The sequence below is a fragment of the Roseobacter sp. genome, from assembly GCF_024639605.1.
Classification (GTDB): domain Bacteria; phylum Pseudomonadota; class Alphaproteobacteria; order Rhodobacterales; family Rhodobacteraceae; genus Roseobacter.
Map to the genome: position 1 here is coordinate 1 of NZ_JAHEHZ010000042.1, position 25284 is coordinate 25284.

A 25284-nucleotide genomic window follows, 5' to 3' on the forward strand; every position below is an offset into this window, starting at 1 on the left:
TCCAGCGCAGCATCGACACGACCACCAGCACCACCACCACAATGGTGACACCCATCACCACGATTGCCGCCTGATCGGAATAAAATCCGGCCTGATAGAGAATGATCGAGGCCAGCGAATACACAAAAGCGCCGATGAATGTGGCCAGCACCGATTGCGTCGTTGTGTTCTCCAGCAGCAGCCGGTGCATGCGCGGGGTTGTCGTCTCTGCCGCCGCACGGTGGGCCGTCACCATGATGTTGAGCGAGAATGTCGATACGGCGAGCATCGAGGAGGCAAGGATCGTCAGTACCGGTATGACCGAGGAAAAATCCAGCACATCGGTCGTCGTGGCGCTGAGATAGCGCACCACAAACGGGCTGGCGAAAGCTGCAATGCACGACAGTAGCGCATAAAGCGACACGCGCAGGCCGAGATTGCGGTAATACCTAAGGAAGATCAGAAACATCCAGCTGATCCGCGACATGTCTATACCCTCGTTGCGAACGGATCTTTCCCGCCGGTGCAGAATGACTGCGCCCTTTCGGAATGCAGCACAAGCTTTACCGTGATCAGTGACCGGTTAATGATCAGGCCGCCTCAGCTGCCTGTGCATTGGGGAAAATAACGACATCGTTTTCCTGTTCAAGCCGCGTGCCGAACGCAAGGATTTTTTCGCGCGCTTTGCAGGCCATGTCCCAGGATGTATTCGGATCTGCACAGGGCAGCGCGAACCAGACATCTTTGCCAAAGACATCGTGCCCCGCCACACGCACTTTGACGTTGTCCAGATCGCCCAGTTCCTCGTCGTCAAGCTCTGTGATGATCTCGTGAAAAGCCTCGCGCAGTTCGTCGACATCGGCGGCATGCGAACATTTGATCTTGATGATGCGCAGCATCTCGGGCTCTTTCATCGTCCAGTTCTCAAAAGGTGTGGAGACGAACTCTTCGACCGGCACCACGAGGCGTGTGCCGTCCCAGTCGCGCAGCTGCACATAGGTAAAATTAATGCGCTCCACGTGACACAGATAGTCTTTATAGACGATCCGGTCGCCGATGCGCGCCGACTGGTTGAGCGCGATCTGCAGCGAGGACATGATATTGCCCAGCACCCGGCGGGCGGCAAAGCCCAGGACCAGTGTCAGAGCACCAGCCGTGCCCAGCAGGGTCAGGCCGAGGTTCTGGAAAATATTTGTCTGCGACAGAAAGAACCCGCCGCCCACAAGAGCCACGATCACCACAAACGCGCGGCGCGCGGCAGCGACGCGGGTGGCCATGGTGCGGGTATGCGCCTCCTGGCGCTGGGTCAGATCGGTCTCGTCAAACTCCGTGAGCCGGTCGAGCACGACTTCCACCGCATTCACGCCGAGCCACAGCACCGATGCCATCAGTCCGAGCCAGCCCACAGGGGTCAGCACCGTTGTGATCTGTCCCGAGAAGACAAACACATTTGACGCAAAGGCCAGCGCCATGCCGGTGGCAGCGCCCGTGGACGCCGGGCCGCGGACGGCGGTGAACACGTCGCTTACAACCTCCGAAGAAATGCGCCGGGACAAAAAGCCGAAGAAAAGCCACGTCATGCGCCCGGCAAAGGCCGCCGCACAGATCAGCAACGGTAACGCCAGAACTTCCCACCACATCAGTCCGAAGAACGCATTCTCGCGCAGCCCGGCGGGGAGCATGTCTTCGTATTTGCTAGGACCGTAGCGTTCATAAAGTGCATCAATGCTGCTCACGGTCTGTTTGGAAAAGACCCAGACCGGAGCCTCGCCGTCTGCCTTGATGCGGTTGAGGCGAATGGTGACCGGTTTGCCGTCCAGATCGATTGTCCAGAGCAGCAGTGACTTGCGCGGCTGTCCCGACATCGGCTCCTTGGAATTGGCCTGAGCGTCGAGCCCGTCGGGCCGGTCTACCAGAGTTTCCCAGTTAATGATCGCTTTGCGTGAGACCACCGTCTCGAACTTGCGGCCAAGTTCAGCACCGATGATGCCGCGCTGCTCCGGCGCGATTTCTGAGAGATCAAAAAGGTGACCCGCCTCGTCCCAGCTCTGGTTGCGGGCGAAAAAGAGCAGGCTCTCAACTGTCGCGCGGGGGGTGTCGCGTTCGGCGAAACGGGGTTCCGTCGTCATGCCTTCGTTTAGGGTGTCGGTACAGAACCAGCGCGTGAGATCGCAGCTGTCATCTGTGGTCTGTGCGGCACCCGGTGCGGAAAATGCCAGAAAGGCAATGAAGGCGGTCAGTATGATCTTAAACATAGACCACCAACGCGCAGCGCCGAAGGAAGTTCCGTCATTGCAGTTTTCGGGGTGGTTTTGATCTGCGATAACAGATGGTTGGAGACTGCCGGACACACTTCTGTGCCCGGCAGCGTCGCGTGTCGAGGTCAGTTCAGCAGACCGGTGATGTTGCGCACAGCAGCGCGGCGGTTCGCCCGCTCATCACTCAGGACGCGGATTTTGAGATCCGTTTCACCGTAGCCCTGCGTGATCAGGTTCTGTGGCGGCACACCAAAATATTCAGTCAGCGCCAGCGCCACGGTTTCCGCGCGCCGGTCCGACAGGGCGAGATTGCTGCTCGCGCTGCCCACCGCGTCGGTGTGGCCCTCGATCAGAAATACCGCGGACGGGTCTTCGCGCACGATCGACCGGATGGCGATGCCCAGATCTGCCAGCGCTTCGGCCTGACTGGCATCGATGGCCGCGGATCCTGTGCGGAAGGTAACGTTGCTGAGCTCGATCTGAGGCGCCAGAGCGCGCACGCGCTTGTATTCGCGCACCTGTTGCAGCGAGAACGTGCGGTTCACATCCGTTGTCAGCGACCGGCGCAGTGCTTCTTCCAGCGCCAGCCGGTCGGTCAGGGCCACGTTGGTCTGCTGTGGCTGCACCTGCTCAAGCGTCGGAAGCTCGGAGAAGTTCACCGGCTGCACGCTGGCCGTGTCATCAAACAACACAACCTCCCGCCCGTCCTCAGCCCGGATCAGACTGCGGCGCAGAACCGACCCGTCAGCCGCCTGAACGGTAATGATCTGGCTGCCATCTTCGTAATTGACAACCGTGCGGGCAGAGCCGTCCTGAAAGGTCTGGGTCTGCACTTCGGCACCCGGACGGCGCAGCAGTTCATTGTCGTTTTTCAGCACTTTGAGCTCGCCGTCGCGTTCAACGACAACGCGGTCGCCGGAATTTGAAACGACCTGGTCACCGTTGTTCAGCAGCGATCCGACCACCGCCGCTCCGAGGCCCAGAACGAGCGCTTTCTCGAACTTGGACAGGCCGTCGTCTTTGTCAGCAGCAGGTGCGGTTGCGGCAGGCGCAGCAGCAGCAGATGCCGCAGCCGATCCTGAAACAGTCGTGTCAAAATCTTCGTCGCTGGTGCGCACATCCGCTTCTGTCACGGTCTCGGTTTCAGCTTCTGCCATGACCTCGCTGTCGTCGGTGGCGGCGGCAGCGGCAGCGGCGGCCGGGGCGGCCTCATCGGCGCGCGCCTGAGCCCGTGCCTGGCGCTCTTCATCGGACAGCTGCTCGCCGCCCGCTTCGCCAACCTCGACCGGTGCCTCTGCGGGCGTTTCTTCCACGGCTGCCGGGGCAGGGGTTGCCGCCTCAGCGGTCTGCGGTGTCTCAGCCGGTGTTTCCGGCGCTGCCTCAGCCGTCTCAGCAGGTGACTGTTTTACAGGCTCCTCTGCCGGAGCAGCTTCGGTTATGGTCTCTGCCGGCGCGGGGGCCTCTTCTGCCGCAACCTCACTCTCTGCAGGCTGTTCCGCATTCTCGGCCGGTGCTTCTTCAGCAGGGGCCACAGCGACAGCCTCAGCTTCTGCAGCGGGGGCTTGCTCAGCGGCGGCGGGGGCTTCAGCGACGGGCGGTGTTTCGGCTGCGGGTGCAGTCTCATCCGAGGCTGTGGCCTCCGCCGGGGTTTCTGTCGCAGCTTCGGGTACTGCTTCTGCCACAGGTGCAGCTTCTGACGCCTGGGCGGGCGCATCCTTCATCGCGTTTTTCAGAGCGGCCTGCCGGTTGGCGGGAGCTTCTGCAATCACCGTGGCCAGCGGCGCGCCGCCAGCGGCGATGGCCGCGGTCAGCGCGGCGTTGTCACAGGTCAGATCCTTATCCTTGCCACCCTTTTCCTTGTCGGCAGTCATGTATTCGGTCAGCGCCTGAGAGAGTGCCGTGGCGTCGGTCACTTCTTCGCCGCCGGGTGCTACGCAGGGGAACGAGCCCTCAGCGCTCTGGGCGATGCCGTGCTGGGGCACCAGCAAAACGAGGCAGAGCGAAATTGCGGTTGAGGAACGAAAAGCCTTGGTCATTGTACAAACTCCATTGCGCCGTCGGATTGTGCGGCACTTCTTTGCCACTGAAACGCAGGCGCTTTATGAAAAGTTCCGACAGCAGGGGGCGGGCGGGTGCCCGCCAGGCGGCAGACTGCCTGGCCGCCTGAGGTCCTGAGCCGGGCTGCGGGAAGCTCTGAACAGCGCGACAAGGCCGCCCTGACGACGCCGGAGTCTGACGTGATACCGGGCAGAGATCAGAGATGCCCTGGATTATCCGGCCCGTAAATCTGCACGAGCAAAACGCGCCAGAAAGACAGCGTTTCAGGCACCTTTGACACCCGAGATGACTGCGGAAAAAATCTCAGCGGTGTCGCGCCAGCGGGGCAGGGTCGCTGATCGCCGGGCTGACAGGTCGGCCAACCGCCGTTTTTCGTGCGGATCTGTGAGAATGTGGCGCAGCGCGGTTGCGAATGCCTCCGCATCGTCCGGGGGTACGAGGATGCCGGCGTCCCCGACCGTATCGGGTACTGCTCCCGTGGCGCATGAGACCACAGGAAGTCCGTACATCATCGCCTCGCTCAGGACCATTCCGTAGCCTTCATACCGCGTGGCCAGCGTGAAAACCGATGCCTCGTTGTAGAGTGATCTGAGTGCCTTCGGACCAACTTCGCCGGCAAAGCGCACGCGGGGTTCAAGCCTGAGTGCGCGGGCCTGAGCGTAAAGCGCATCGGCAGTTGCCTGATCATGGGCCCTGCCCACGATTTCCGCACGCCAGGGCAGATCGGCAATACCCGCCAGCGCGTTGAGCAACACATCGTGACCCTTGCGCGGGGCCAGCAACCCGACAGACAGGATCAGAGGCGGATCGGCTGGCTGCGGATCAACTGCCGGACGATCAAACCCCGGTGGCGCGATCGTGATGCGGTCTGCCGAAGCGCCGAACTGACTGCAGAGGATGCGTGCCGTCTCCGCGCTTGGAACGATGACACGGGCGGCGTGGCGCAACGCGGCGGCCTCATTACGCATCAGGAACGCGGCACGATCCGCGGCAAGACCGTTCTCAAGGCCGAGCGGGTGATGGATCATCGCGATCACCGGCGCGCGCACTGTGGCAAGTCCCCGGGGGTCGATGGCGCCAAAGACAAGGCCGTCAAGTATAACCGGCTGATCCGGCGGAACGGCTCTGAGCAGGTTCAGTGTTTGGTCCATATCGGCTGCTGTCGGGTCCGGGAAGCTGTCCGGCAGCTGAAGATGGGCCGTTGTACACCCGATTTCGTTCAGAACACGCAGAACCGTTGCTTCGTATATGAACCCGCCGGTGCGCCGGTTCTTGTCACCCGGGATTGCGAAGACAGCTCTGGTCATGCCACCTGCTCGCTGGCATAGACGCGGAGCACCGCGCGCTCACACATGGCCACCAGGGCGTAGAAAATGACCGCCACCACGGACAGGGCCACCACACAGGACCAGAGCATATTATAGTTTGATGTGCTCGACGTCAGGGCCATGAGAACGCCAATGCCCCGTCCGGTCGCCAGCCATTCGGTGGTCGTGACAGCCAGCAGAGCAGATGGCACCGCCATGCGCGCCGATGCAAAGAAAGCCGGCAGCATCGCGGGGATCTGTGCCGCGCTGAGCAGACGGAAGCGGCCCGCGCCGTAGCTGTTGAACACATCAAAGATCTGACCGGGGGTCTGACGCAGCCCCTGCAGGCAGGCCACGAGGGTCGGAAAGAAGATCATCACGGCAACGATGATAACGGTACCCGCCGCGCCCCGTCCGAAGGCCAGAACGAGGAGTGGTGCGGTGGTGATGATCGGCACGGCCCGAAGGGCGATTGCGACGGGCATGGCCGCGCGGGACAGCGGCGGTGACAGGACCAGCAGAACCGCCAGCCCGGCCCCGAGCAAAAGCCCCGCCAGATAGCCCGGCAAGGTGAACGACAATGTCTCCCCCAGCGCAGACAGCAGTACTTCGCGGTTTGCCGCATCGGCCAGGAATAAGGCAACATCCGCCGGTCGCTTGGCAAAAAAGGCATTGAGGCCGAACCCGTCCATCAACACCTGCCACAGGATCAGAACCAGCAGTGTAATTCCGACGAGCTCTGCCGCGCGCGCCGGGAGCGACCGGGCGGTCTTTGCGCCCGGCGCTGACAGCAGGATGACCGGCCTGTAGCCGACCAGCTTTTGTCCGAGCCAGCCGAAAAACCGGTACGCGATCATGGCGATCACCGCCGTCAGGGTCGCAAGCGTCCAGGTCGCGTCGATCTGCAGGCCCCGCATCGCGCGCAGCGTCAGAACGCCGAGGCCGCGCTCCGCCCCGGTAAACTCTCCGATCATGGCGCCCAGAAAGGCAGCAGGCGCGGCAATCTGCAATCCGACAAAGAGATATGGCAGACTGGCGCGCGCGCGCACTCTGATCAGCGTGTCAAACCTCCCGCGTCCGTAAACCGCCATAAGATCCGTCCAGCTTTGCGGGACTGCGCGCAGACCGACCAGCATGGCAAGGAAGGTGGTGTAATATACAGCCAGAGCGGCCAGGGCGATCTGCGGGCCGTCTCCGGGGCCATAAAGGACCCGCAGGATGGGGCCGCTGGCGATAAGCGGGATACAGAAGACCAGAAGTGCCAGAGCCGCCACAACGCGTTCAGTCCGCGGCACCACGACGACCAGCGCCGCCAGCGCAACCGCCACGAGGTTGCCCCAGAAAAAGCCCGGAACCGCATTTGACGTGGTTTCCAGTGCGGCGCGTGTGATCAGGCCGGCGTGCTCATAAAAGTGTAAGGCCATCGGAACCGGCCCGCTGATCAGAACGCTCCCGGGAAGCCCGCGCGCAACCGCTTCCCAGATGATCAGCCCGGCCAGGACCCCGGCAAGCCGTCGCAGACGCGTCATTCACATGCTGCCTTCGAGTGCTGCGAGAACTTTCCCGGTCATGTCGTGAAAGACGGGGGTGCCGGGGTCCTGGCCTGCGTCCCTGCAAGCGGGGTCCACCGGGAGGTCGGCGACGATCCGCGCCGGGCGTGGCGACAGCACAATGATCCGGTCTGCAATCAGAACCGCCTCCTGAACCGAATGGGTGACAAGCACCGACGTGGCGTTGCGTGCGCGCCAGAGCGGCGGCAGCTCTGCGTTCAACCGGCTGCGGGTAATCATATCGACCGCGCCGAAAGGTTCATCCAGCAACAAAACCTCAGGATCTGAGATAAGAGCGCGCGCAATTGCCGCCCGCTGGCGCATGCCACCTGAGAGTTCAGCCGGCCGGTGGTCTGCGAAACCGTCAAGCCCGACCATGGAGATCAGCGCATCAAGATTGCCGGCGGGCCGGCGCGCCAGCCAGGCCCCGAGCGCGATGTTTGATCTGACTGTGCGCCAGGGGAGCAAAGACGGGTCCTGGAACGCCATGGCAAGGGCGCCGCGCCGGGCAAGGTCTTTCGGGCTTTCCCCGCCCAGCCGGATGGTACCGGTATCCGGCGCCTCAAGCCCTGCGATCATGCGCAGAATTGTCGACTTGCCGCACCCCGACGGCCCGACAAGCGCTGTGGTCTGACCGGCCGCGAGGGTGGCAGAGAAGGGCGCGACCGCCTCTGTCCGGCCGAACCTTTTGCTTACCGCGTCACAGCAGATGCTTGCAGAGGCCATGATGCCCTTCCCTCAGCCATGCACCTCCTCAAGCAGGGAGCGGTCCCAGAGGTCAGCGGAGACCTCGCGGCCCAGCAAGGCCAGCGTTTCGATATTGGCCGCAACCGTTTCGTCCGTGAACCAGCCAAAGCCGTACTCCGCAGTCAGATCAGAGAACATCAGCGGCACCTGACGGGCGGCCTGCAGCTTTTGCGCCGACAGATCGAGACCGGCGTCAGGAAACATTTCCATCGTCAGTTCAGCGGCAGCATCGGTATCGGCAAGATAATCATTCCAGCCCATCACCTCTCCCTTAAGCAGGGCGACAAGATCATCACGGCGGGTGGCCAGCGCGTCCTCGGTCGCGATATAGGTCTGGGAATGCACAGCATAGCCGTGATCGGCCATGAGCATGGTGGTATTGTCGATCCCCTGCACGCTCATCGCCACGGGCAGATCCGTCTCCCAGCACAGCAGGCAGTCGACCTGACCGCTCACCAGCGGGGCGGGGTCATATTGCGTAGGCACAATCTCAATCGCATTGATGTCGATGTCATTAAGGGTGCAGAGCGCCTGCAGCACCGGCGTGTTGGCAACGGCCATACCGATCTTTTTGCCGACAAGATCGGAAGGCGTGTTCACCGGGTTTCCGGCAAGCGAGGCAATCGCGAAGGGGTTTTTCTGCATGGCGACGGCGATGATCCTGAAGGGAGCACCCTCGGACACGGCAGCAGCGGTATAGTCTGCCGCTGAAATGCCGACCAGCGCATTGCCGGAGACCACCGGCGGCTCAACCGGGGCGTTTGGCCCGCCCTGCGCCAGTGAAACATCAAGCCCGAGATCGGACCAGTAACCCTTGCTGGCAGCGATATAACTGCCGCCGAACTGCACCGAATGCAGCCAGGACAGCTGAAAATTCACGGCCCGCAGACCGGCAGCCTGTGCGGGCAGCCCGGTTGCTGCGGCAACGGCGCCGGCCGCACTGGTTTGCAGAAAGAAACGACGGTTAAGGTGAGTTGGATATGTCATGTCGGGTGTGAACTCCGTTTGGTTGGAAGAGTCTTCGGGACGTGCCGCCGGAACAGGACAGGCAGCGCCGGGAATGTCGCGATCAGAACAACCGCACCGTAGGCCACGCCAGCAGCAACACCAGCGGTGGCCGATGCGCCGATCAGCGGAAACAGGGCCGCGGCCGCACCTTCGCGCCAGCCCCAGCCGCCAACAGATAACGGGATCAGCATGGCACTCAGAATGAGCGGGATCAGCGTCGCCCAGCCGGCGGCGGGGATCAGCGTGCCGGTGGCACGCGCGCAGGCGTAAAAGCCAAAGATCAGGCAGACCGGTGTGACAAGGGCGTGAAGAAGCATCTCCGGCTGACGCTGACAGCGTATGATCAGCCGCGTGAACCGGCCGGCCGGACCGGAGGTCCGGGACAGGATCACAGCCAGCACAGCACACACTCCGATACCGGCGGGCACGGCCCGGAATGCGCCAGGCCAGTCAGGTCCGCCCGGCAGGGCCAGTGCCGCGGTAAATCCTGCAAAAGCGATCGCGAACATGGCCATCTGGCCGAGCAGCCGTTCAGCCATCACCGACTGCGCCGCGCGCGTAAGATCGGCATCATGTCGCAGACGCAGCGCACGCGCCATATCGCCCGCAACGCCGCCCGGCAGTGTGCTGTTGACCAGTTGCCCCAGGTAATATTCGCGCAGCGCACCTGCAAAGCTTATCTCGATCCCGAGTGCCCGCGCCGACATCTGCCAGCGCCGCGCCATCGACCATGTGGCCGCCGTCACGGCGAGCAGCGCAAGTCCGGTCCATACATGGTCTGCACCCTGCAGACGCGCCCGGACGCCGGCCGCATCTGTCCACCACAGCAAGATGCCAAGGCAGATCACAGAGACGGCAAACCTGAGTGCAGGCGAGATCATTGCGACACCATCACCGATCTGACGGGGCCGGTAAATGCGTCAATAAAGTCATTCCGGAAGCTGTCCATCCGTCTTACCGGCCCGTCCGTCGCAGGGATCAGGCCGTCAGCCCAGTTCCAGTGGCCGATCGCTTTCAGCACCTCATCCGGACCGATCATATGGACGGCGACGTCCCGGTTTTCGCTGCCTGCCACAAATCCCGCTGCCTGATGGTCGCCTGCGACAATGACCAGAGGTGCTGCATCACCAAGCCGCGCAACATGGGAAAACGTTGCTGTCAGAGCATAATCAACCGAGCGGCGGTAAGCGTCGCGCACCGCATCGCGATCTTTCCAGAGCGCCTTTGGCTCTGGCCCGCGTGCTGCCATGGGATTGAACACCGTGCCGTCCCCCACGGCCTCCCAGAGCACCATGTCGGCGATCGGACTCCAGGGGGCGTGCGATGAAATGAGCGCAATCTGAATGAAGTCCGGCCGGGGATCGGGCTCAAGGAGCGTGGGATAGGTCGCCAGCGTGAACTGATCGGGCATGGTCACCCAGCGAAACCGGTCGCCTTTATAGGGTATGTCCGCCGCCGCAAAGATCTGCTCAAACCCCATCGCACTGCTTTCCGGCCAACCCAGGGTGATCGCGGGCATGAAAGCGGAGGTGCGATACCCGGCTTCCTGCGCGAAATGGAAAAGCCATTTGTTGCCGCTGGCAATAAGCGCATTGTAGCGCCCGTTGTCCGAGGTCCACAGACCGCTGGCAAGGGCACCGTGGGCCAGCCAGCTCTGCCCCCCGGCGGTGGGCGAGGTGAGCCAGCCGCTTTTCATGGCCTGACCCGAGCGCGCAATGTCCTCCTGCGCGGCGCGCAGCGTGGCCAGATGCGTCGGGGCGTAAAGCGGGTTGTCAAAGCTCGCGCGTCCGTAGCTCTCGATCCAGATCAGGATGACATCGCGGCCATCAAGCCGGTCCAGAAGCCCGGTCGCCCCGGCATATGCGTCAGATTTTGCCGCTTCACGAAACCGGACCAGATCGGTCGCCGTCTCCTGCAGCTCCGCGCCGCGCCTGACTGTCAGCCGCGACGTAAAGGCGGTTCCCGGCGGGCTGCGATCCAGCGTCCAGTAGTTCAGATGGTGGCCCGCATCGGCTGTGGCCCAGCCCCCGAACCCGATTGCCGCAACCAACGCCGTCACCCGGTAAGCTTTGGGGAAATTCAGATGCGCCCAGATGCCAAGGCTGCGCTGCAGAGCGATAAAGAGCACGCCCATGAGCACCACGGTCAGGATCACTGCCGCACCCGTCATCGTCGTACCGATACTGTCGCGCAGCAGCGAAAGCCCCGACCTGATCAGGAAGGTATCGAGGATCGGATTGAATGTCCGGTTGTAGGCACTGAACATCGCATAATCCGCCAGTTTGATGAACACCGTCACCAGCAGCACCAGTGCCACACCCCAGGTCACGCCCCGGTAGCGCCCGACCGCAACCATAAGCATCAGCAGCACAGGCAGCTCAAGCGGCCAGCGGTTCAGTGCGCTGAGGGTCATTGTGCCAGGATGGTTAGGCAGGACCAGCACGCCAAAAATCAGCACTGCCGCAAGCGCGGGCAAAAGAACACGTCTCATGGCGCGCGCCTCAGCAGCCAGACCACGTCAACGGCAAAAGACCAGGTCAGCAGTAACGCTGCACCAACGGAGACGGGCAGCATCAGACCGGCGCGTGATGCGGGAAAGAGCAGGAAGATCAGCGCGGAAATCTGAACGACGCAGATGGTTTTGCGCCGCAGCGACTGCGGTAATTCCGCCCGCAGTGCCGGCATCATCAGTCCGGCCAGCACAAAGCCATAGCGCATGAAGCCGAGTATAAGAATCTCCGGCCCGGCACTGTCGGTCAGAAGCAGACGGAGCGCCAGCACAGCCCCCAGGGCCGCATCCGTTTCCATGTCGAAACGCGCGCCGAAATCCGAGACGAGACCCGATCGTCGCGCCAGAACTCCATCAAGGCCGTCAAGCGCAAAGGCAACAGTTGCCACGCTGAAAACAATCCAGACCGACACGTCCTGATCAGAAACCGCCCCCGCGAGAAAAGCGACCATCGCCACCCGCGCCAGAGTGATCACATTGCACAATCCGAGATCCCGGTGCGGATAATGATGCACAAGACCCTGGACAATCAAAACGAGGACAGCCGCGAAGATGAAGAGTGTCACAAGGACCGGGGTGCCGGCGGCCAGGCAAAGCACGGTCAGACCTGCCGCCAGACTACCGGCTGCCACTGTCAGGCTGCCAAGTGGCGGCTGGCCTGTCAGTGTCTTTACCGCAGTTTGTGAATCACTTCTGAACATTGGGTTTCCCGAGCGTGGTCATAAACAAGTAGAGCACGGATCCGGCCTGGCGACAGGATCCTGACGCATATACCACTGTGCGCCGTCCACACATTCACGTGATCATGACAACACCGTGCAACGGCAGATGATCGGATGCCCGCACCAGGTCGGGCGCGCTGACTGCTTCTGCGAATTCCACAATGCCGGGCGCATCGGTCAGGATACGGTCAAGCGGCAACAATGGCCGCGTACTGGGAAAGGTACGCCTTGCCGGGCCGCGCAGGGCCGTGCCGACCAGACGGGGATGGAACATCCACCCGCCCCAGGGCCGCCACTCGTTGAAATCACCAAGAAAGATGGTCTGCATGCGCGGGCGCCGCCGCAGATACTGCCCGAGCGTCCGCATCTGGACGATCCGCAAAGGCTGTGACAGCGACAGATGCGTCGACATGATGCGCAGCGGGCGCCGGTCACACACCGTTTCGACCGATACCGCCCCGCGGTGACAATGACCCGGCAGGTCGATCACGTCCTCATGCGTCCGGCGCAGCCGCGGGCCAAGAAACAGGACGGTGCCCAGAAACCCGTCACTGTCGGGCCCCCACCTCAGCGCCGGGGCCTTATGCACATAGTCGAGCCCCGTCAGCGTCGTAATACGCTCAACATCGATGATCCGCGCGTGCGGGCGTGTTTCTTCATCGGCCTCCTGAAGGGCCAGGACATCGAGATCAAGCGGCGCGAGGTGGCTTTCGATCCCGCTCAGGACGCGCGCGGCATCCACGGTGCCATCCGTGCCCTTTGCGCGGTGGATATTCCACGTCGCGCACCGGATTTTCTGAACCTTCATCATTTTATTACCGCCCGGCGACATCACGCTCTATGTTATCCGTTATCCAGGTTAATACGCGGATACAAACGGACCGTGATCGTCATTCCCGGACCGTCGTCATCCGCAAAGCACATGCGAGGAGACATCATGCGCACCATTATTTCAGCCGCAATCCTGAGCGTGCTCGCGGCCGGGGCTCACGCAGATATGGCCCGTTACGAACTCGATCCCGAACATACTGCCGTATATTTCACCGTAGATCACATCGGGTATTCTAAGGTCCTCGGGATTTTCCTTCAGGTTGAAGGGGGTTTTTTCTATGATGCTCAGACACAGGAGCTCGGAGAGGTCAGCGTCACAATCGATGCAGGCTCGGTGAATACCTTCAACGAGGCAAGAGACGGCCATGTGCGCAATCGCGATTTCCTCAATGTCCCGCAACATCCGGAAATCACCTTTACAGCCAGCGGCGGCACTGCCGACAGCGAGACAACCGGAACCGTCACCGGAGATCTCACGGTGCTGGGGCAAAGCAACCCGGTGACCCTGAACGTCACCCTCAACAAGGTTGCGCCATACCCTTTCGGGCACAAGCGCGAAGTACTCGGCCTGTCGATGACAACATCCATAAAGCGCAGCGATTTCGGAATGGATTATGGTGTCGCCAACGGTCTCGTCGGGGATGAGCTGCAGATTAACATCGAGACGGAAGCGATGAAAACGGAGTGAGCTGAGAGCCCGGTAGAAAACGAACGCGTCCGGTGTCAGTCTTCCCTGCCAACAGTCCGTCGGACTCGAAAACCTGTGCCCTTGATGCGACCCCACGGATACTGACAGGCGTATGCCTGTAAGACATGTTATGTTATATTCAATTCCGACCGTGAGATCCGGAACTCTGCGCGCGGTCTGTGCGTTTGCCAACGAGTGAACTGCGCTGGCGGGTGCCGGTGTCCCGGATAAGGAGCCTGTGCCCGTGCGCGGAACTGCCAGAGAAATCTTTCACAGACTTGCCCTGAAAGGCGAACGCCTGACAGACCGGCTGAAACCGGATCCCGCGGGGACGCGCGTCATCGACCCTTATATGGGTTACAGCACCCACGAGCACCTGATCCTGCGCGGTCGGGTTCTGACGGAGTCACGGCAGCGCGCGGCGCGGCCCGACACCGGGCCGGTATCGAATTTCCGTGACATGCTGTCTTTGTTCATGACGGATGAGGTCGCGGGCGTCACGGCAGAGTCCGGTGGCGTCACCACGGTCACCGACGAAGAAGGATATTACACCCTGACCCTGCCGCGTCCTGAAACCACGGGCTGGACACAGGTCACGGTGAATCTGCCCGATTACGGTGTTTCTGCCGTCAACCATGCATTTGTGCCCGATGCCAGCGCCGAGCTGATGATCATATCAGATATTGATGACACCGTGCTGAAAACCAACGCCTGGTCGCTGGTGCGCAATCTGTGGACGTCGCTCACCGGCAGCGTACTCTCGCGCGAGATCCACGAAGACGCGCGCAGTCTCATCGCCGGGTTGTCCGGCAACGGGCGCAACCCTGTTTATTATGTCAGCTCATCCCCCTGGAATATGCATGCTTTTCTGGACATGATATTCGAGCGTACCGGGTTGACGCGCGGGCCGATGTTTTTGCGCGATCTGGGCCTGAGCGACACCAAGCTGATCACCGAAGGACATGGCAGCCATAAAGGCGGCAGCATCCGCCAGCTGCTGGAAGCGCACCCGGGGCTGACTACCGTTCTGCTGGGCGATACCGGTCAGAAGGACAGCGAAATCTATGCCGGTGTCGTGCATGACTATCCGGGGCGGGTCAGCGCCGTCGTGCTGCGCGAAACCGACGACGGTTCAGACGATGCCGATACCGGGCCGATGGCGGAGATGCGCAGAAACGGCGTGGTGGTGTTTCACGGGCCCCGCTTTCCGGACCCCGCCGAAGTTGCTTCAGAAATCCTCTGAAATCTGTGCAATCCGGCGCTCTGCTGTCTCTGCCGGCAGAGCGAGGATCGCCTGATCGACGGACGCGGGGATCCTGTCTTCGCCGCTCGCAAGGGTACAGGCCACACGGGCATCATCATAGCTGCGGTATTGCACAAGCGTCCAGGTGTCATTGCGCTCTGAGGCCCAGAGCACCTGGTTGTACTGCGCGGCGGTCACGGGCGTTTCGCCGTACCAGTCTTTCAGTGTGGCTTCGAGCTCAACCGCCGGCATACAGACGGGCGTGTCTTCTGCCCATGCCGGCGCTGCGGCAAAAACCATGAAAACAGTGCTGGTGATGAAACGTCGCATAGGGCCTCCTTGTCCTGATGTAACACCTGACAGGGGCGGTGAGTTCCCGGAATATCACTTTTTATCAGTGTTTTAGGAGACGTTTTCACTCATATCCGCAGCCACGAAAAAAGGCACGCCCCCGCGGGAACGTGCCTTTCAGTTCTGTTGTAGCCGCGTATCAGTAGCGGTTTTTGTTGATCGCCAGACCAATCGCCACACCGACAAACAGCGCGCCGGCTGCGAACATCAACGGCTGTTCTTTCGCCATCTCACGTGCAGAGGCGCCAACTTCATTCAGGCTGTCGCGCATATCAGCGGCCACGTCCTGGGCTTTTTCCGCAACTTCATTTGCCTTCTCAGCGACCTGCGTCGAGGCTTCAGATGCCTTGCGTCGGGCGGCATCGGCGGTCTCGGCTACTTTGGCACGGGCCGCATCGGCAGTATCAGCCGCCTTGTCGCGGGCTGTCTTGTCTTCGTCAAGCTTGCCGGCATTTGCAAGTGTGTCGGGGTCGGCGCTGTGAATTGTCGTACTCATTTTATCTCTCCTGATTTCAGGTTTTCGTTTCGGTCAAAGGGTTGAATCCGGCAGGCGTCAGTGCTGCTGCAACCGGTCATACCCGGCCCGCACGCTTTCGCGCAGAGCCGCTTCGCCGGTCTGTGTGGCGCGTGAGAATTCGTCCTTCAGGGTGAATTCCGCCTGTTGCAAAAGCTCGTCGCGCTTTGCACCAAGCATGTCGTCTTCCAGCCGCGTGCGCGGCAGCATGGCAGCAACGAAGGCTCCCAGGCCCATAGCCAGTGCGCCGGTTGAAAGCGGCTGGCGGTAATGATAGCTGCGCGCTTTGCGCGCTGCGATCGCTGCCTGACGGTCAAGCTTCTCCTGCACGTCAATGGCGGCACGGCGTGCCTGCAGCACACGGCGACGCGCGGGCTCCGGCAGTTCGGCCAGACCGTTGTTGATTGCCGCCCGCATTTTCGGGGCGAAGGGCTCGGAATTCTTCGCCGCTTCGGCTGCGGCCACACGACGGTCAAACTCACCCGTCAGCACATCACCCGGTCTTTGACCCTGCACCACCTCGCGGTCGCGCCGGTCATAAGGCACCTCGGGCGTCGGACGCTTTGGTCCGGCGAGAAGTGCGGCAAGGCCAACCCCCACCAGTATGGCAGCGGCCGGATTGGCGCGCGCCATATCGATGGCGGCAGAACCAGCAGCCCCTCCACGGGCCTGTACTTCGCGGGCCACGGTGTTGGAGATCTGCTCCGGCGAGATCGCTGCTGTCAGCTGGCTCAGTGTGCGGTCCAGCAGACTGCGGTTCTGTTCAATGTTGCGTTCGAGCTCGTGAATGTTGTCAGACATGAGCGTTCTCCTTGATGGTCTCGATGTCCCGGCGGACATTTTTAATGGATTTATCCGGTGTCAGGCTCTCGGAACTCAAACGCGATTTGCCGGCCATAAACAGAATGATTGCGGCGACGATCGCGACACCGGCGACAATCAGTGATGAGACGGAAACCGGCAGGCCAAGCTCTGCAAGCGCGGCAACAGCAGCTGCCGACAACACGTCCAGAACCGACAGCACCAGAAAGCCTGCAAGAATGATCATGGCGATACCCGCCACGGCACTTTTGAGCTTCATAGAGACTTCTTTTTTCGCCAGGCGGATTTCGTCGCCGATGAGGCGCGTACCGTGGCGGATCAGATCACTGACCAGCGCAGGGGCGTCAGTCGGATCGGGTCGCACGTGCGGGTGTTCGGGGTGATCTGTCATGCTGTGGACCTTCCGTTGGTATAGGCCGTCGCGGTCGGACCTGCCGGGCTCGCGGGCACAGTGGCCGCACGCTGAATGCCGGTCACGTGACCGGTCCAGGGGTCGGCGTCATCTGCACGACGCGCCGGCGTTGCCGGATCGGACGCCTTGAGAAAGCGCGCGGCAGCAAATCCAAGCAGAGCAGCACCGCCCAGAAACAGCACAGGGTTCTCGCGTGCAAAATGCGATACCTTGCCCGCTGCCTCATTCAGGTCAGTGTCGCGCAGTGCGCCGGCTACCTGTTGCAGGCTGTTGGCCACGTGGTCCGCGGCCTGCGCCTGCAGGCTGCCCGGCTCAAACTGACGCGATGCAGCGTCGGCGGCATTGGCGGCGGTCGCGGCTTCATATTCCGCGCGTGCGGTCACCGCATCGGTGGCCGCTTCGGCTTCATCACGAACTTTCTGCGCTGCATCATCAGTTGCCTGATCGATGCGATCGCGGAATTCGCTCTTTTTTGTCTCTTCAGGAAAATCAGTCATTGTTTCCTCCGGTGTATCTGTTGCCGGACAAACGTGCTCAGCCCCGTTTGGTTCCAAAGATTCAGCGGGTCAGGATTGTTTTGCAGCTGCAGCACCGCGACCGGTGCCGGCGCTCAGACCATTTCGACCGGCACACCTGGCAGCGGCGTGCCGAAGTCATGCGCGGGTTCCGCGTCAAAGGGCAGGATAAACCCTTCACGGTTCTCCGGGTCACTGGCACGATTACGCTCCGCCAGCTGCCGCCAGACCTCCACCGTGCCCGGTTCTGCCGCCAGGTATTCATCGCCCGCCGTCTCCGGCAGCCAGGCGCGCATCACTTTGTGCCGCAGGGCGCGCACGGTCCCGGGGGTCTCCAGCGCCATGCCCAGTTCCGTATCCCAGCGCATGCTGCGCCCGTTGAGATTGGCCGAGCTCACTATGGCCGCCCGGTCGTCAAAAACCGAGACTTTGGAATGTACGAAGATGATCGGCGCGCCTGCGAGCGTGCTGCGGTCTGACGCTTCCGCGCGCCGCTTCTGAGCCGGGGATACGATCATCAGACGGTCGCCGAATGCCTTGCCAAGGCGGTTGATACAGCGGCTTTGCAGATATTCGCCATAGCGGTGATCAAGGCTGGTCTCGTTGTCAAAGGCCACTTCCATCGGCGCCGCAGGTAAAAGTACCAGCAGCCCCAGCCCGGGTACCTCGCCTGCCCGCCTGACAAGAGCACCGGTGATCTGCGGATCGCGCAGAAACTGATTTTCCAGATAGATGAACTTCTCAGCCCGGGAAATGCAGTCCAGATGGTGGTTTAACAACCCGGTCTCGGTGATCCGGGGCGACAGATATTTTGCGGGTCCTCTGCGCCTGACCGACAGGGTCCGCAGCAGACCTGAGGCCGCTTCCACCCGGCGCGGGTCTTCGCATTCGTCCAGAAAGCGGTCGAGATGCTGACGGGCCGCACGTGCCAGTTCCGCGTCGCGGGTCATAAGCTGCACGTCATGCCAGGTGTCCGCCGCCCCGGTCTCGTGGCGTTTGGTATCATTTCGGCGCCGGTCGAGATCGAGCCCGCCGATGTACAGCACAGCATCATCGATCACGGCGACTTTCTGGTGATGGGTGACCGGCATCATCGGCGGAAACCGGTGACGCAGCGGGCGCACCGACCCGCTGTCGCCCACCACATATCCCTTCAGTCCTGGCATACAGCGCAGCGCCTCGGTGCGCACCCCGTCCGGCAGCCCGGAAAGGTCGCTGCAGGTCTGCGCAAGACGCGCCTGCACTTTGGGCCAGAGAACCAGTCTCGGCCCCCAGCCCACCCGCGCGGGATGCGCTGAAATGCGGACGGTCAGCTTGCCGGGGTTACGGGTAAGCTCTCTGATGCCGGCGAAAACCTTGGCGGATTTCCAGCTGTCACGGTGCAGATCCGGGCGCACCACCGGATCGAAATCCGATATTACAAAGCGGATGGCGACACCCTCGTCGAGTTTACGCATCAGCAGATCGGCCCAGGTGTCACCTGTTGCCCGGGCCTCGTCCGAGATCAGCGGTGTCCGTGGATCGAACACCCGAAACCCCGCGTCAATCCGGTCGCGCGCCGCCAGAACCGCCCGTTCGAACGCCGGAAATGCCTCTTCCGCCGTGACCAGCACTTCGGTGTCGCACGCCCGGCTCATGTCAGATCTCCGCCGGTTCGCCGGTACCTGCGGCACCGAAGGCCTGTTTGTCGTCGCGGCGCGCCGTCTCGCGCGCCTGCACGTCATTCACGGCCTTGCCCAGCTGACGCATCCAGACAATGAACGGGATCGCCACCAGACCGCCGAGCGGACCCCAGAGCCAGATCCAGAACACCAGCGATACAAAAACCAGCAGCGGGTTCACCGAAACATGGCGGCCCACAACGCTTGGCGTCACAAACTGTGCCTCGATCATATTCATGGTCAGATAAATCGCCGCCGGCGCGAAACTCATCAGCCCGTCAAACACCACCATGCCGGCAATCAGCAGCATCAGCGCAAAAGCGGTGGGGCCGAGATACAGCACGAAATTCACCAGAAAAGCACCGATACCCCAATAGATCGCATTGGGCATCCCGAGCGCCGACAACACCAGCACAACAAGCGCGCCAAAGGCTGCATTGACGGAAGTGATGGCGAGAAAATAGCGAGACACATCGGCCTCCGCACGGCACAGCATTTCGCGGTTCAGCAGGGAGGATTTACGGTCGATCAGCTCATACATATCCGTTCGCGTGAGCAAAAAGAAATAGAGCACACCGGCAAATACCATCATCTGCCCTGCCACCGAGGGCAGATATGACAGCAGCTCGGCAGCCCCCGGCACAACTTCGGCCGCGTTCTCGGCATCGGTCCTCTCACCTTCGGGGTTCAGAACGCCGGCCATGCGTTCCTGAACGTCGGCCAGGTTCTGCATCAGCGACTGAACGCCGCTGAGCGCTTCGCGGATCTCAAACCAGTAAATGGGGATGCGGGTCATAAATCCGGCCAGAACCGGATAAAACAGTAAAATAAGTGCCAGAAAAACGAACAGCACCAGCATCAGAACGGCCAGCGCGCCGATCGCACGAGGGGCGCCAAGCCTGTCTATTGTGTCAGCAAGCGGGGCGAAAACGATGCCTGCGACAAAGGCGAGAATGAGCGGCAGAAAAACCTGCTGGCCGGTTTGCAGCAACCACACAAGAGCCGCCGCGCCCAGACAAATCTGGGCTGCACGGATCACAAGAACCGTTTTGTAATCGGGCCGGATCAGTGAGTCTGACACGATAAAATCTCCTTTTGCCGGGGACCCGGCAGAAAAAAACCGGCCCCGCTCAGGGGGCCGGTCTTAGAAATCAGACCGTCAGTTTACACGGTTGCGGTTGAAGAGCCTTTGGGGCCTGCAAAGAACCAGATGATGAAGCCGATGACCGGCAGCACAAGGATCAGCAGGGTCCAGAGAAGTTTAGCGCCTGTCGATACGCCGCTGGTCCATGTTTTCACCAGTGCGTAGATGTTCAGGACCAGTACGATAAGGCCGAAAATACCATATTCCATTGTCTTTTCCTCTTCTGTATGTGTTGTTGCAGGTATAACCCGGTCTGCCCCGGAAGGTTCCCGCGAAACGTCCACGTTTTTTTAAATTCGTCCTCATCGCGCGCCGTTCCGGGGGCTCAGCGCCGGCTGCTGCCGCCTCTCAGACACCGTCAGGCCTCAGAGGGCGACAAACCCCGACCCTGAGCACTGCGAGCGGATCAGCGCCATCGGCCTCCCCTCCCCCGCACAGCGCATAATAAAAGCGCCCTGCCGGTCAGCAGAGCGCTTTGAAACCTGAACGGGCACAGCGGGTCAGGCCGCGTCGCTCAGCTCCTTTGCAATGATTTTCTCGATCTCATCGAGCGGGTGGTTGGTCAGAACTTTCGGGATATCCATCACCAGTTTGTCGGTGACGACCTGGTGCAGAGTGTCGCGCAACTCGCTCAGCACCGGACGGCTCGCCGCAATGACCAGATGCTCGAAAGCGCCCGCATGGGCATCCTGATAGAGACTGTCCGCGATCTCATCGGCAAAGCGTTCTTTTGCCAGCACGTGCCAGTCGGTATCCTGCACGGCGGAGCGGTGAATGCCCGGGCCGTCATTAAACCGGCCGGGCCGGTTCGCGGCCCATTCCTGTGCCTGCGGATTTTCCTGGGTTTCCTTTTCGCGCACGACAAGATGCATGTCCTCTTCATCGCCGCGGTTCACAAGATAAAGCACCTTTTCCCCGTCTGCGATGATAACCCATGTACCCTGTTTCAGCCCTGAAGTGGACATATCCGTCTCCCTGATATTCGTTTAACTGCGATGCACCGCGCCGCGACTGCCGGGAAAACCCGCCGGATTGTGCGGCCGCCGTCCCGGGCCACCGGGTCGTGCGACCTCTGCCCGGATCAGCGCCATATTGAGCTTGTGCGATTTGAAAAAGAGGTCAAACACATCACCGACCACCGGGACACCGCCGATGAAAAAATCAAGCGCGGTGTTGAGCCCCATGCGGGGCAGCACACGACGCCGAACACCGATCTGCGCGCCTTCATAGATCATAAAGATGCCCGGCACAGCGGTCACCAGATCACCCAGGCCCGGGATAAGACCAATCACGCTGTCCCACCCGAACCGCACGCCGATCACCGGAATGCGGAACCGCGTATCAAGGCGCGATGCAATCCGGTCAAGCCGGTCCAGTCTGTTCTGACGGTCTGTTCTCGAAATACTGCGTGTCATGGTGCTCTCCCTGCCGGTGCCGGCGCTTTATTTTGCGGTGTCAGTCGTCCTTTTTAAGGTCACGGAACGCATCTGCGATCTGTGTCTCCGATCCGCTTTCGTCGACTGTCTTTTCGGTCTCGTCAGACATCTTAGCGTCGCTTTCGGCGTGGTCCTTATCGCCTTTTTCGCCCGGCTGGTTCTTCAGCGGCAGATGCTGCTCTGAGCCTTTGAGATCAGGATAGCTTACGGTCTGTGATACGGTTTTCATGATGGTCTCCGTGATAATACGTGTTGGTTTTCCGACGGCCCATTGCCGTGCGGCTCAGTGAAATAACGATCTCGCGGCCCGCCGGTTCCGAAATTCATAAACAGAACCGCACAGATGCGCCCCCTGCCCTGCCCCGGTTGGCCCACATCGGCAAACCTGCGATCCCGGCGCGTTTTTTATGGAACACAGATGCCTGTCGCGCGGTTGGCAAAGGGTATGCTTACGGACCGGCGCGTGCCCGCCTGCAAATGGTGACACGGGCCTGTAGTGACGAAAACGACATCGTGGAGGCCGGAAAATTGGTTACAGACTGCCATAACTGCCATCTGCGCCGTCTGCAGATTTTTGAGGATATGACCGCAGAAGAAGTGCGCAAAACAAACAACTTCAAATCCGGTGAACTGACCGTCGACCGCAATACTGAAATCCTGATGGAGGCCTCCGATACGCCGCAGATTTTTACTGTGCTGCGGGGCATGGGCCTGCGCTACAAGCTGACCCCGGACGGACGCCGCCAGGTCCTCAATTTCATTTTTCCCGGAGATCTGATCGGTCTGCAGGCGCCCATGCTGGGCGAGCTGGGTCACTCGGTCAAATCCTCGACATCGATGACGCTCTGCGCCTTTAACCGCAAAAACTTCTTTGATTTCTTCAAATCCTCGGTCCGCCGCGCCTATGACATCACATGGCTTGCGGCGAGCGAAGAGCATTTCATGGGCGAGACGCTGACCACGCTGGGACAGCGCAATGCGGTGGAATCCGTGGCCTGGGCATTCGTGAAAGTGTTTCAGCGCGGCAAGGCGCTGGATCTCGTGACCAACAACCGCATGCCCATGCCCTTTGCCCAGCAGGATCTGGCGGACGCGCTCGGGCTGTCGCTGGTGCATACGAACAAGACGATCAAGCGTCTGCGCGACCGGCAGCTGGTAAACTGGTCCAACGGTGTGCTCAAAATTCACGATCTGGAGAAACTCGCCGATATTGCCGGCATGGACCTGGGTGACGTGCGTGAGCGTCCGCTGATCTGACCGCAGGCTCTTTGCGCGGAACCAGACAAACAGAATGCGCGTTCCAGTCATGACACCGGTCCTTCGCGACCACCCCGTTCCGACAAAGGAGATATGTCATGGCCCGTGGCCGCACCGCGTCCGATCCCACCGAAATTCCCCCTAAAGGATGGAAGGACATCGCCTTCCGCCTCAAGGATGAGGTCGCTCAGGACCGCGTTGGCCTGATTGCCGCCGGCATCGCGTTTTACGGGCTGCTCGCGCTGTTCCCGGCCATCACTGCCGTTATCGCTATCGCCGGCCTCATCGCAGAACCCGTTCAGATCACCAACCAGGTCGGCCAGCTTGCAGGTCTGATCCCACAGGAGGTGACCACCATCATTACCGACCAGGCGACCGAGGTTGCAGGCTCGCGCGAAGGCGGGCTGGGCATTGCCGCCCTGATCGGTGTCGGCATAGCACTCTGGTCCGCCTCCAAGGGCACATCGAGCCTTATACAGGGTCTCAATGCTGCTTATGACGAGGAAGAAACCCGCGGCTTTTTCAAAAAGCTGATCACCCGCCTGGGCCTGACGCTCTTCATCATTCTGGGCATCTGCACCGGTCTCGCCGTGACCATGGCGGTGCCTGCCGTCACGGGCGCGCTGAATGCCGGCATCGTCGTCGAAACCCTGGGCTCAATCGTTGCCTATCTGCTGCTGTTTGCGATGGCGACCGTCGGGCTTGCGGTGATTTACCGTTATGGTCCGTCGCGCGATAATCCGGAATTCGCGTGGGTTTCTCCGGGGGCTCTTCTCGCCTGTGTGATGTGGGTTGTGGCCTCCGCGGGGTTTGCCTTTTACGTCGGCAATTTCGCGTCTTATAACGAAACCTTCGGCACGCTGGGTGGCGTGGTGATCCTGCTTATGTGGTTCTGGATTTCCGCTTTCATCGTGCTGCTGGGCGCCGAGCTCAATGCCGAAACCGAAGCGCAGACCCGCCATGACACCACAGTCGGTAAAGACCTGCCGATGGGCGAGCGCGACGCGGTCAAAGCCGACAACCTCGGCGAAGCCGAAACTGCCTGAGCATGCGGCGTCCGACCTGACCGGGTGACCCGGCCCCTGCCCTGCAGGGCGCCGGGTTTTTCTTCTCTAACTCCATATACAGAGACCATTATGACATCCCCCTACCCTCCTTATGACCGCTTTTTCCTGCGCTGCTGTGCGGTGCTTGCCTTCACCGGATATGCTGCCATCATCCTCGCCAATATCGCCGGCAGCATCATAGTTCCCGGCCACGATCCGATGGCCGACACGATCAGCGATCTGGGCGCGGGGCGCTATGAAATCATCCAGGATCTGGGGTTTTACGGGTACGCTGCGGGCCTTATGGCGCTCAGCATGGCGCTTGCTAACCTGCATCCCGGCGGGATGCGCTGGACGACCGGTCTCTTCGCCGTCGCCATCGTCGCCGCCCTGACCATCGTAATCGGCGCGCGCAATGAATACGGCGACAACGACAGCGACGGTGTGGTGATCCACATTTACCTCGTCTACGGCCTGGCCCTTCTGATCGGGATTGCGCCCTTCGCGCTGCGCGACGGGGTGCGACACTGGGGAGAGAGCTATGCCAGGATCTCGGTGGTTTTCGGTATCGTCTGGTGGGTCGCGGCCCCGGTCTTTTTCTTCATGCCCACGGGCTGGGACGGCGCGTGGGAACGCGGCCTCGGCGTCGCCGCGACCGCGTGGTTTACGCTCATTACTGTGGGGGTATGGCGCGAGGCCGACCGCTGATCAGCGGCCGTCCTCGTCGTCAGATTTCAGCGCCGCCGCCAGGTTCTTCGTCTCGCCGTCAGCCGCCTTCGGCACAATCCGGTAGAGCGCATTCACCATGCAAAAGACCGCAAAGGCCAGAAGCCCGGTACACAGGATCGTCACAAGAACAGTGCCATATGCCTGCTCGCGCAGCCATTCGAACGCGGCACCCATACCACCGGCCTGGCCGGGATCGGTTTGCAGAGCGGCATAAACCAGCAACAATCCCAGGATGCCGACAACGACCCCCTGCCCCAGCACGCCGACCTTGAGAACTTCGTTCCAGTTGCGGGTGAAATGATTGGCAGCCAGGTCGTCGCGGTATCCTTCGGTGACCGCCTTGTGCACGTAATAAACGGCGGCGCACATGGTAAGACCACCAGCGATCCCGATCGCCCAGACACCGCCCGGCGAGGCCATGATTTTGCCGATCACGCCTTGCGTGCCGCCGGACCCGCCCGACGATGCACCAAGCGTTGTGAGGGCCAGAATACCAA

28 protein-coding genes are annotated in these 25284 nt (G+C 61.4%); 5 read left to right on the forward strand and 23 right to left on the reverse strand.

Features of this window, described 5'->3' with window-relative positions; genetic code table 11:
• The 11 genes from Q0M35_RS07610 to Q0M35_RS07660 form a co-directional block, all read right to left on the reverse strand.
• A partial coding sequence (locus Q0M35_RS07610; RefSeq protein WP_295313798.1) for a DUF2254 family protein occupies positions 1–466 on the reverse strand: 466 nt, incomplete at its 3' end.
• Between the two features lie 103 nt (positions 467–569).
• Positions 570–2234, reverse strand: coding sequence for a mechanosensitive ion channel domain-containing protein (locus tag Q0M35_RS07615; RefSeq protein WP_295313800.1), 1665 nt, complete (start codon positions 2232–2234; stop codon positions 570–572).
• 128 nt (positions 2235–2362) lie between these two features.
• Positions 2363–4273, reverse strand: coding sequence for an OmpA family protein (locus tag Q0M35_RS07620; protein WP_295313802.1), 1911 nt, complete (start codon positions 4271–4273; stop codon positions 2363–2365).
• Between the two features lie 285 nt (positions 4274–4558).
• The gene (locus Q0M35_RS07625) at positions 4559–5602 is read right to left on the reverse strand and encodes a glycosyltransferase family 4 protein (RefSeq protein ID WP_295313804.1); all 1044 of its coding nucleotides are present in this window, start codon (positions 5600–5602) and stop codon (positions 4559–4561) included.
• Positions 5599–7131 carry an ABC transporter permease subunit gene (locus tag Q0M35_RS07630; RefSeq protein ID WP_295313805.1) on the reverse strand — a complete coding sequence of 511 codons (1533 nt, stop codon included), beginning with the start codon at positions 7129–7131 and terminating at the stop codon, positions 5599–5601. The genes Q0M35_RS07625 and Q0M35_RS07630 overlap by 4 nt, the downstream gene beginning before the upstream one ends.
• Positions 7132–7878, reverse strand: a complete 747-nt coding sequence (locus tag Q0M35_RS07635; protein WP_295313807.1) for an ABC transporter ATP-binding protein — start codon at positions 7876–7878, stop codon at positions 7132–7134.
• Positions 7879–7890: 12 nt separating this feature from the next.
• On the reverse strand, positions 7891–8886 hold the full coding sequence (locus Q0M35_RS07640; protein ID WP_295313809.1) for an ABC transporter substrate-binding protein: 996 nt from the start codon (positions 8884–8886) through the stop codon (positions 7891–7893).
• Positions 8883–9788: a lysylphosphatidylglycerol synthase transmembrane domain-containing protein gene (locus Q0M35_RS07645; RefSeq protein ID WP_295313811.1), complete on the reverse strand. Its 906-nt coding sequence runs from the start codon at positions 9786–9788 to the stop codon at positions 8883–8885. Before Q0M35_RS07645 ends, Q0M35_RS07640 begins: the two co-directional genes overlap by 4 nt.
• On the reverse strand, positions 9785–11398 hold the full coding sequence (locus Q0M35_RS07650; protein WP_295313813.1) for a sulfatase-like hydrolase/transferase: 1614 nt from the start codon (positions 11396–11398) through the stop codon (positions 9785–9787). The genes Q0M35_RS07645 and Q0M35_RS07650 overlap by 4 nt, the downstream gene beginning before the upstream one ends.
• Positions 11395–12117 (reverse strand): CDP-alcohol phosphatidyltransferase family protein, encoded by a 723-nt coding sequence (locus Q0M35_RS07655; RefSeq protein WP_295313815.1) that lies wholly within the window; start codon positions 12115–12117, stop codon positions 11395–11397. The genes Q0M35_RS07650 and Q0M35_RS07655 overlap by 4 nt, the downstream gene beginning before the upstream one ends.
• Before the next feature lie 94 nt (positions 12118–12211).
• On the reverse strand, positions 12212–12949 hold the full coding sequence (locus Q0M35_RS07660) for an endonuclease/exonuclease/phosphatase family protein (RefSeq protein WP_295313817.1): 738 nt from the start codon (positions 12947–12949) through the stop codon (positions 12212–12214).
• 126 nt (positions 12950–13075) lie between these two features.
• On the opposite strand from Q0M35_RS07660, the gene Q0M35_RS07665 reads away from it, so the two are divergent.
• Both Q0M35_RS07665 and Q0M35_RS07670 read left to right on the forward strand, forming a co-directional pair.
• Positions 13076–13657 carry a YceI family protein gene (locus tag Q0M35_RS07665; protein WP_295313819.1) on the forward strand — a complete coding sequence of 194 codons (582 nt, stop codon included), beginning with the start codon at positions 13076–13078 and terminating at the stop codon, positions 13655–13657.
• A gap of 244 nt (positions 13658–13901) precedes the next feature.
• The gene (locus Q0M35_RS07670; protein WP_295313821.1) at positions 13902–14900 is read left to right on the forward strand and encodes a phosphatase domain-containing protein; all 999 of its coding nucleotides are present in this window, start codon (positions 13902–13904) and stop codon (positions 14898–14900) included.
• On the opposite strand, the gene Q0M35_RS07675 is transcribed toward Q0M35_RS07670, so the two are convergent.
• From Q0M35_RS07675 to Q0M35_RS07725, 11 genes are all read right to left on the reverse strand, one after another.
• Positions 14886–15230 (reverse strand): S-adenosyl-L-homocysteine hydrolase, encoded by a 345-nt coding sequence (locus Q0M35_RS07675; RefSeq protein WP_295313823.1) that lies wholly within the window; start codon positions 15228–15230, stop codon positions 14886–14888. The two genes, Q0M35_RS07670 and Q0M35_RS07675, sit on opposite strands and share 15 nt — an antisense overlap.
• Positions 15231–15390: 160 nt before the next feature.
• On the reverse strand, positions 15391–15747 hold the full coding sequence (locus Q0M35_RS07680; RefSeq protein ID WP_295313825.1) for a hypothetical protein: 357 nt from the start codon (positions 15745–15747) through the stop codon (positions 15391–15393).
• A gap of 57 nt (positions 15748–15804) precedes the next feature.
• On the reverse strand, positions 15805–16566 hold the full coding sequence (locus tag Q0M35_RS07685) for a DUF3618 domain-containing protein (RefSeq protein ID WP_295313827.1): 762 nt from the start codon (positions 16564–16566) through the stop codon (positions 15805–15807).
• Positions 16559–16978 carry a phage holin family protein gene (locus Q0M35_RS07690; protein WP_295313829.1) on the reverse strand — a complete coding sequence of 140 codons (420 nt, stop codon included), beginning with the start codon at positions 16976–16978 and terminating at the stop codon, positions 16559–16561. The genes Q0M35_RS07685 and Q0M35_RS07690 overlap by 8 nt, the downstream gene beginning before the upstream one ends.
• Complete coding sequence (locus Q0M35_RS07695) at positions 16975–17496, reverse strand: hypothetical protein (protein WP_295313831.1); 522 nt, start codon at positions 17494–17496, stop codon at positions 16975–16977. Before Q0M35_RS07695 ends, Q0M35_RS07690 begins: the two co-directional genes overlap by 4 nt.
• Positions 17497–17609: 113 nt before the next feature.
• Positions 17610–19151, reverse strand: a complete 1542-nt coding sequence (locus Q0M35_RS07700; protein WP_295313833.1) for a phospholipase D family protein — start codon at positions 19149–19151, stop codon at positions 17610–17612.
• 1 nt (position 19152) lies between these two features.
• Positions 19153–20256 carry an AI-2E family transporter gene (locus Q0M35_RS07705; protein ID WP_295313835.1) on the reverse strand — a complete coding sequence of 368 codons (1104 nt, stop codon included), beginning with the start codon at positions 20254–20256 and terminating at the stop codon, positions 19153–19155.
• 83 nt (positions 20257–20339) lie between these two features.
• Complete coding sequence (locus Q0M35_RS07710) at positions 20340–20528, reverse strand: PLDc N-terminal domain-containing protein (protein ID WP_295313837.1); 189 nt, start codon at positions 20526–20528, stop codon at positions 20340–20342.
• Positions 20529–20819: 291 nt separating this feature from the next.
• A complete protein-coding gene (locus tag Q0M35_RS07715) occupies positions 20820–21284 on the reverse strand; it encodes a host attachment family protein (protein ID WP_295313839.1) in 465 nt (154 codons plus the stop codon).
• 21 nt (positions 21285–21305) lie between these two features.
• Entirely contained in the window at positions 21306–21734 is a 429-nt protein-coding gene (locus Q0M35_RS07720) for a DUF4112 domain-containing protein (RefSeq protein ID WP_295313841.1), read from the reverse strand.
• Between the two features lie 40 nt (positions 21735–21774).
• On the reverse strand, positions 21775–21984 hold the full coding sequence (locus Q0M35_RS07725) for a hypothetical protein (RefSeq protein WP_295313842.1): 210 nt from the start codon (positions 21982–21984) through the stop codon (positions 21775–21777).
• Positions 21985–22337: 353 nt separating this feature from the next.
• Here Q0M35_RS07725 and Q0M35_RS07730 point away from each other — a divergent pair, with 353 nt between their 5' ends.
• The 3 genes from Q0M35_RS07730 to Q0M35_RS07740 all read left to right on the forward strand — a co-directional run bounded on the left by Q0M35_RS07730 (position 22338) and on the right by Q0M35_RS07740 (position 24766).
• Positions 22338–23012: a Crp/Fnr family transcriptional regulator gene (locus Q0M35_RS07730; RefSeq protein ID WP_295313844.1), complete on the forward strand. Its 675-nt coding sequence runs from the start codon at positions 22338–22340 to the stop codon at positions 23010–23012.
• Between the two features lie 98 nt (positions 23013–23110).
• Complete coding sequence (locus Q0M35_RS07735; protein WP_295313846.1) at positions 23111–24058, forward strand: YihY/virulence factor BrkB family protein; 948 nt, start codon at positions 23111–23113, stop codon at positions 24056–24058.
• A 90-nt stretch (positions 24059–24148) separates the two neighbouring features.
• Positions 24149–24766 (forward strand): DUF998 domain-containing protein, encoded by a 618-nt coding sequence (locus Q0M35_RS07740; RefSeq protein ID WP_295313848.1) that lies wholly within the window; start codon positions 24149–24151, stop codon positions 24764–24766.
• On the opposite strand, the gene Q0M35_RS07745 is transcribed toward Q0M35_RS07740, so the two are convergent.
• Positions 24767–25284, reverse strand: a 518-nt coding sequence (locus tag Q0M35_RS07745; RefSeq protein WP_295313850.1) for a DUF1206 domain-containing protein, incomplete at its 5' end; no start/stop codon positions are given. It lies immediately after the preceding gene.

Bases quoted from the DNA above. Each gene is read 5' to 3' on its own strand.
- Q0M35_RS07615 (WP_295313800.1), bottom strand. From the start codon at position 2,234: ATGTTTAAGATCATACTGACCGCCTTCATTGCCTTTCTGGCATTTTCC.
- Q0M35_RS07620 (WP_295313802.1), bottom strand. From the start codon at position 4,273: ATGACCAAGGCTTTTCGTTCCTCAACCGCAATTTCGCTCTGCCTCGTT.
- Q0M35_RS07625 (WP_295313804.1), bottom strand. From the start codon at position 5,602: ATGACCAGAGCTGTCTTCGCAATCCCGGGTGACAAGAACCGGCGCACC.
- Q0M35_RS07630 (WP_295313805.1), bottom strand. From the start codon at position 7,131: ATGACGCGTCTGCGACGGCTTGCCGGGGTCCTGGCCGGGCTGATCATC.
- Q0M35_RS07635 (WP_295313807.1), bottom strand. From the start codon at position 7,878: ATGGCCTCTGCAAGCATCTGCTGTGACGCGGTAAGCAAAAGGTTCGGC.
- Q0M35_RS07640 (WP_295313809.1), bottom strand. From the start codon at position 8,886: ATGACATATCCAACTCACCTTAACCGTCGTTTCTTTCTGCAAACCAGT.
- Q0M35_RS07645 (WP_295313811.1), bottom strand. From the start codon at position 9,788: ATGATCTCGCCTGCACTCAGGTTTGCCGTCTCTGTGATCTGCCTTGGC.
- Q0M35_RS07650 (WP_295313813.1), bottom strand. From the start codon at position 11,398: ATGAGACGTGTTCTTTTGCCCGCGCTTGCGGCAGTGCTGATTTTTGGC.
- Q0M35_RS07655 (WP_295313815.1), bottom strand. From the start codon at position 12,117: ATGTTCAGAAGTGATTCACAAACTGCGGTAAAGACACTGACAGGCCAG.
- Q0M35_RS07660 (WP_295313817.1), bottom strand. From the start codon at position 12,949: ATGATGAAGGTTCAGAAAATCCGGTGCGCGACGTGGAATATCCACCGC.
- Q0M35_RS07665 (WP_295313819.1), top strand. From the start codon at position 13,076: ATGCGCACCATTATTTCAGCCGCAATCCTGAGCGTGCTCGCGGCCGGG.
- Q0M35_RS07675 (WP_295313823.1), bottom strand. From the start codon at position 15,230: ATGCGACGTTTCATCACCAGCACTGTTTTCATGGTTTTTGCCGCAGCG.
- Q0M35_RS07680 (WP_295313825.1), bottom strand. From the start codon at position 15,747: ATGAGTACGACAATTCACAGCGCCGACCCCGACACACTTGCAAATGCC.
- Q0M35_RS07685 (WP_295313827.1), bottom strand. From the start codon at position 16,566: ATGTCTGACAACATTCACGAGCTCGAACGCAACATTGAACAGAACCGC.
- Q0M35_RS07690 (WP_295313829.1), bottom strand. From the start codon at position 16,978: ATGACAGATCACCCCGAACACCCGCACGTGCGACCCGATCCGACTGAC.
- Q0M35_RS07695 (WP_295313831.1), bottom strand. From the start codon at position 17,496: ATGACTGATTTTCCTGAAGAGACAAAAAAGAGCGAATTCCGCGATCGC.
- Q0M35_RS07700 (WP_295313833.1), bottom strand. From the start codon at position 19,151: ATGAGCCGGGCGTGCGACACCGAAGTGCTGGTCACGGCGGAAGAGGCA.
- Q0M35_RS07710 (WP_295313837.1), bottom strand. From the start codon at position 20,528: ATGGAATATGGTATTTTCGGCCTTATCGTACTGGTCCTGAACATCTAC.
- Q0M35_RS07715 (WP_295313839.1), bottom strand. From the start codon at position 21,284: ATGTCCACTTCAGGGCTGAAACAGGGTACATGGGTTATCATCGCAGAC.
- Q0M35_RS07720 (WP_295313841.1), bottom strand. From the start codon at position 21,734: ATGACACGCAGTATTTCGAGAACAGACCGTCAGAACAGACTGGACCGG.
- Q0M35_RS07725 (WP_295313842.1), bottom strand. From the start codon at position 21,984: ATGAAAACCGTATCACAGACCGTAAGCTATCCTGATCTCAAAGGCTCA.
- Q0M35_RS07730 (WP_295313844.1), top strand. From the start codon at position 22,338: ATGACCGCAGAAGAAGTGCGCAAAACAAACAACTTCAAATCCGGTGAA.
- Q0M35_RS07735 (WP_295313846.1), top strand. From the start codon at position 23,111: ATGGCCCGTGGCCGCACCGCGTCCGATCCCACCGAAATTCCCCCTAAA.
- Q0M35_RS07740 (WP_295313848.1), top strand. From the start codon at position 24,149: ATGACATCCCCCTACCCTCCTTATGACCGCTTTTTCCTGCGCTGCTGT.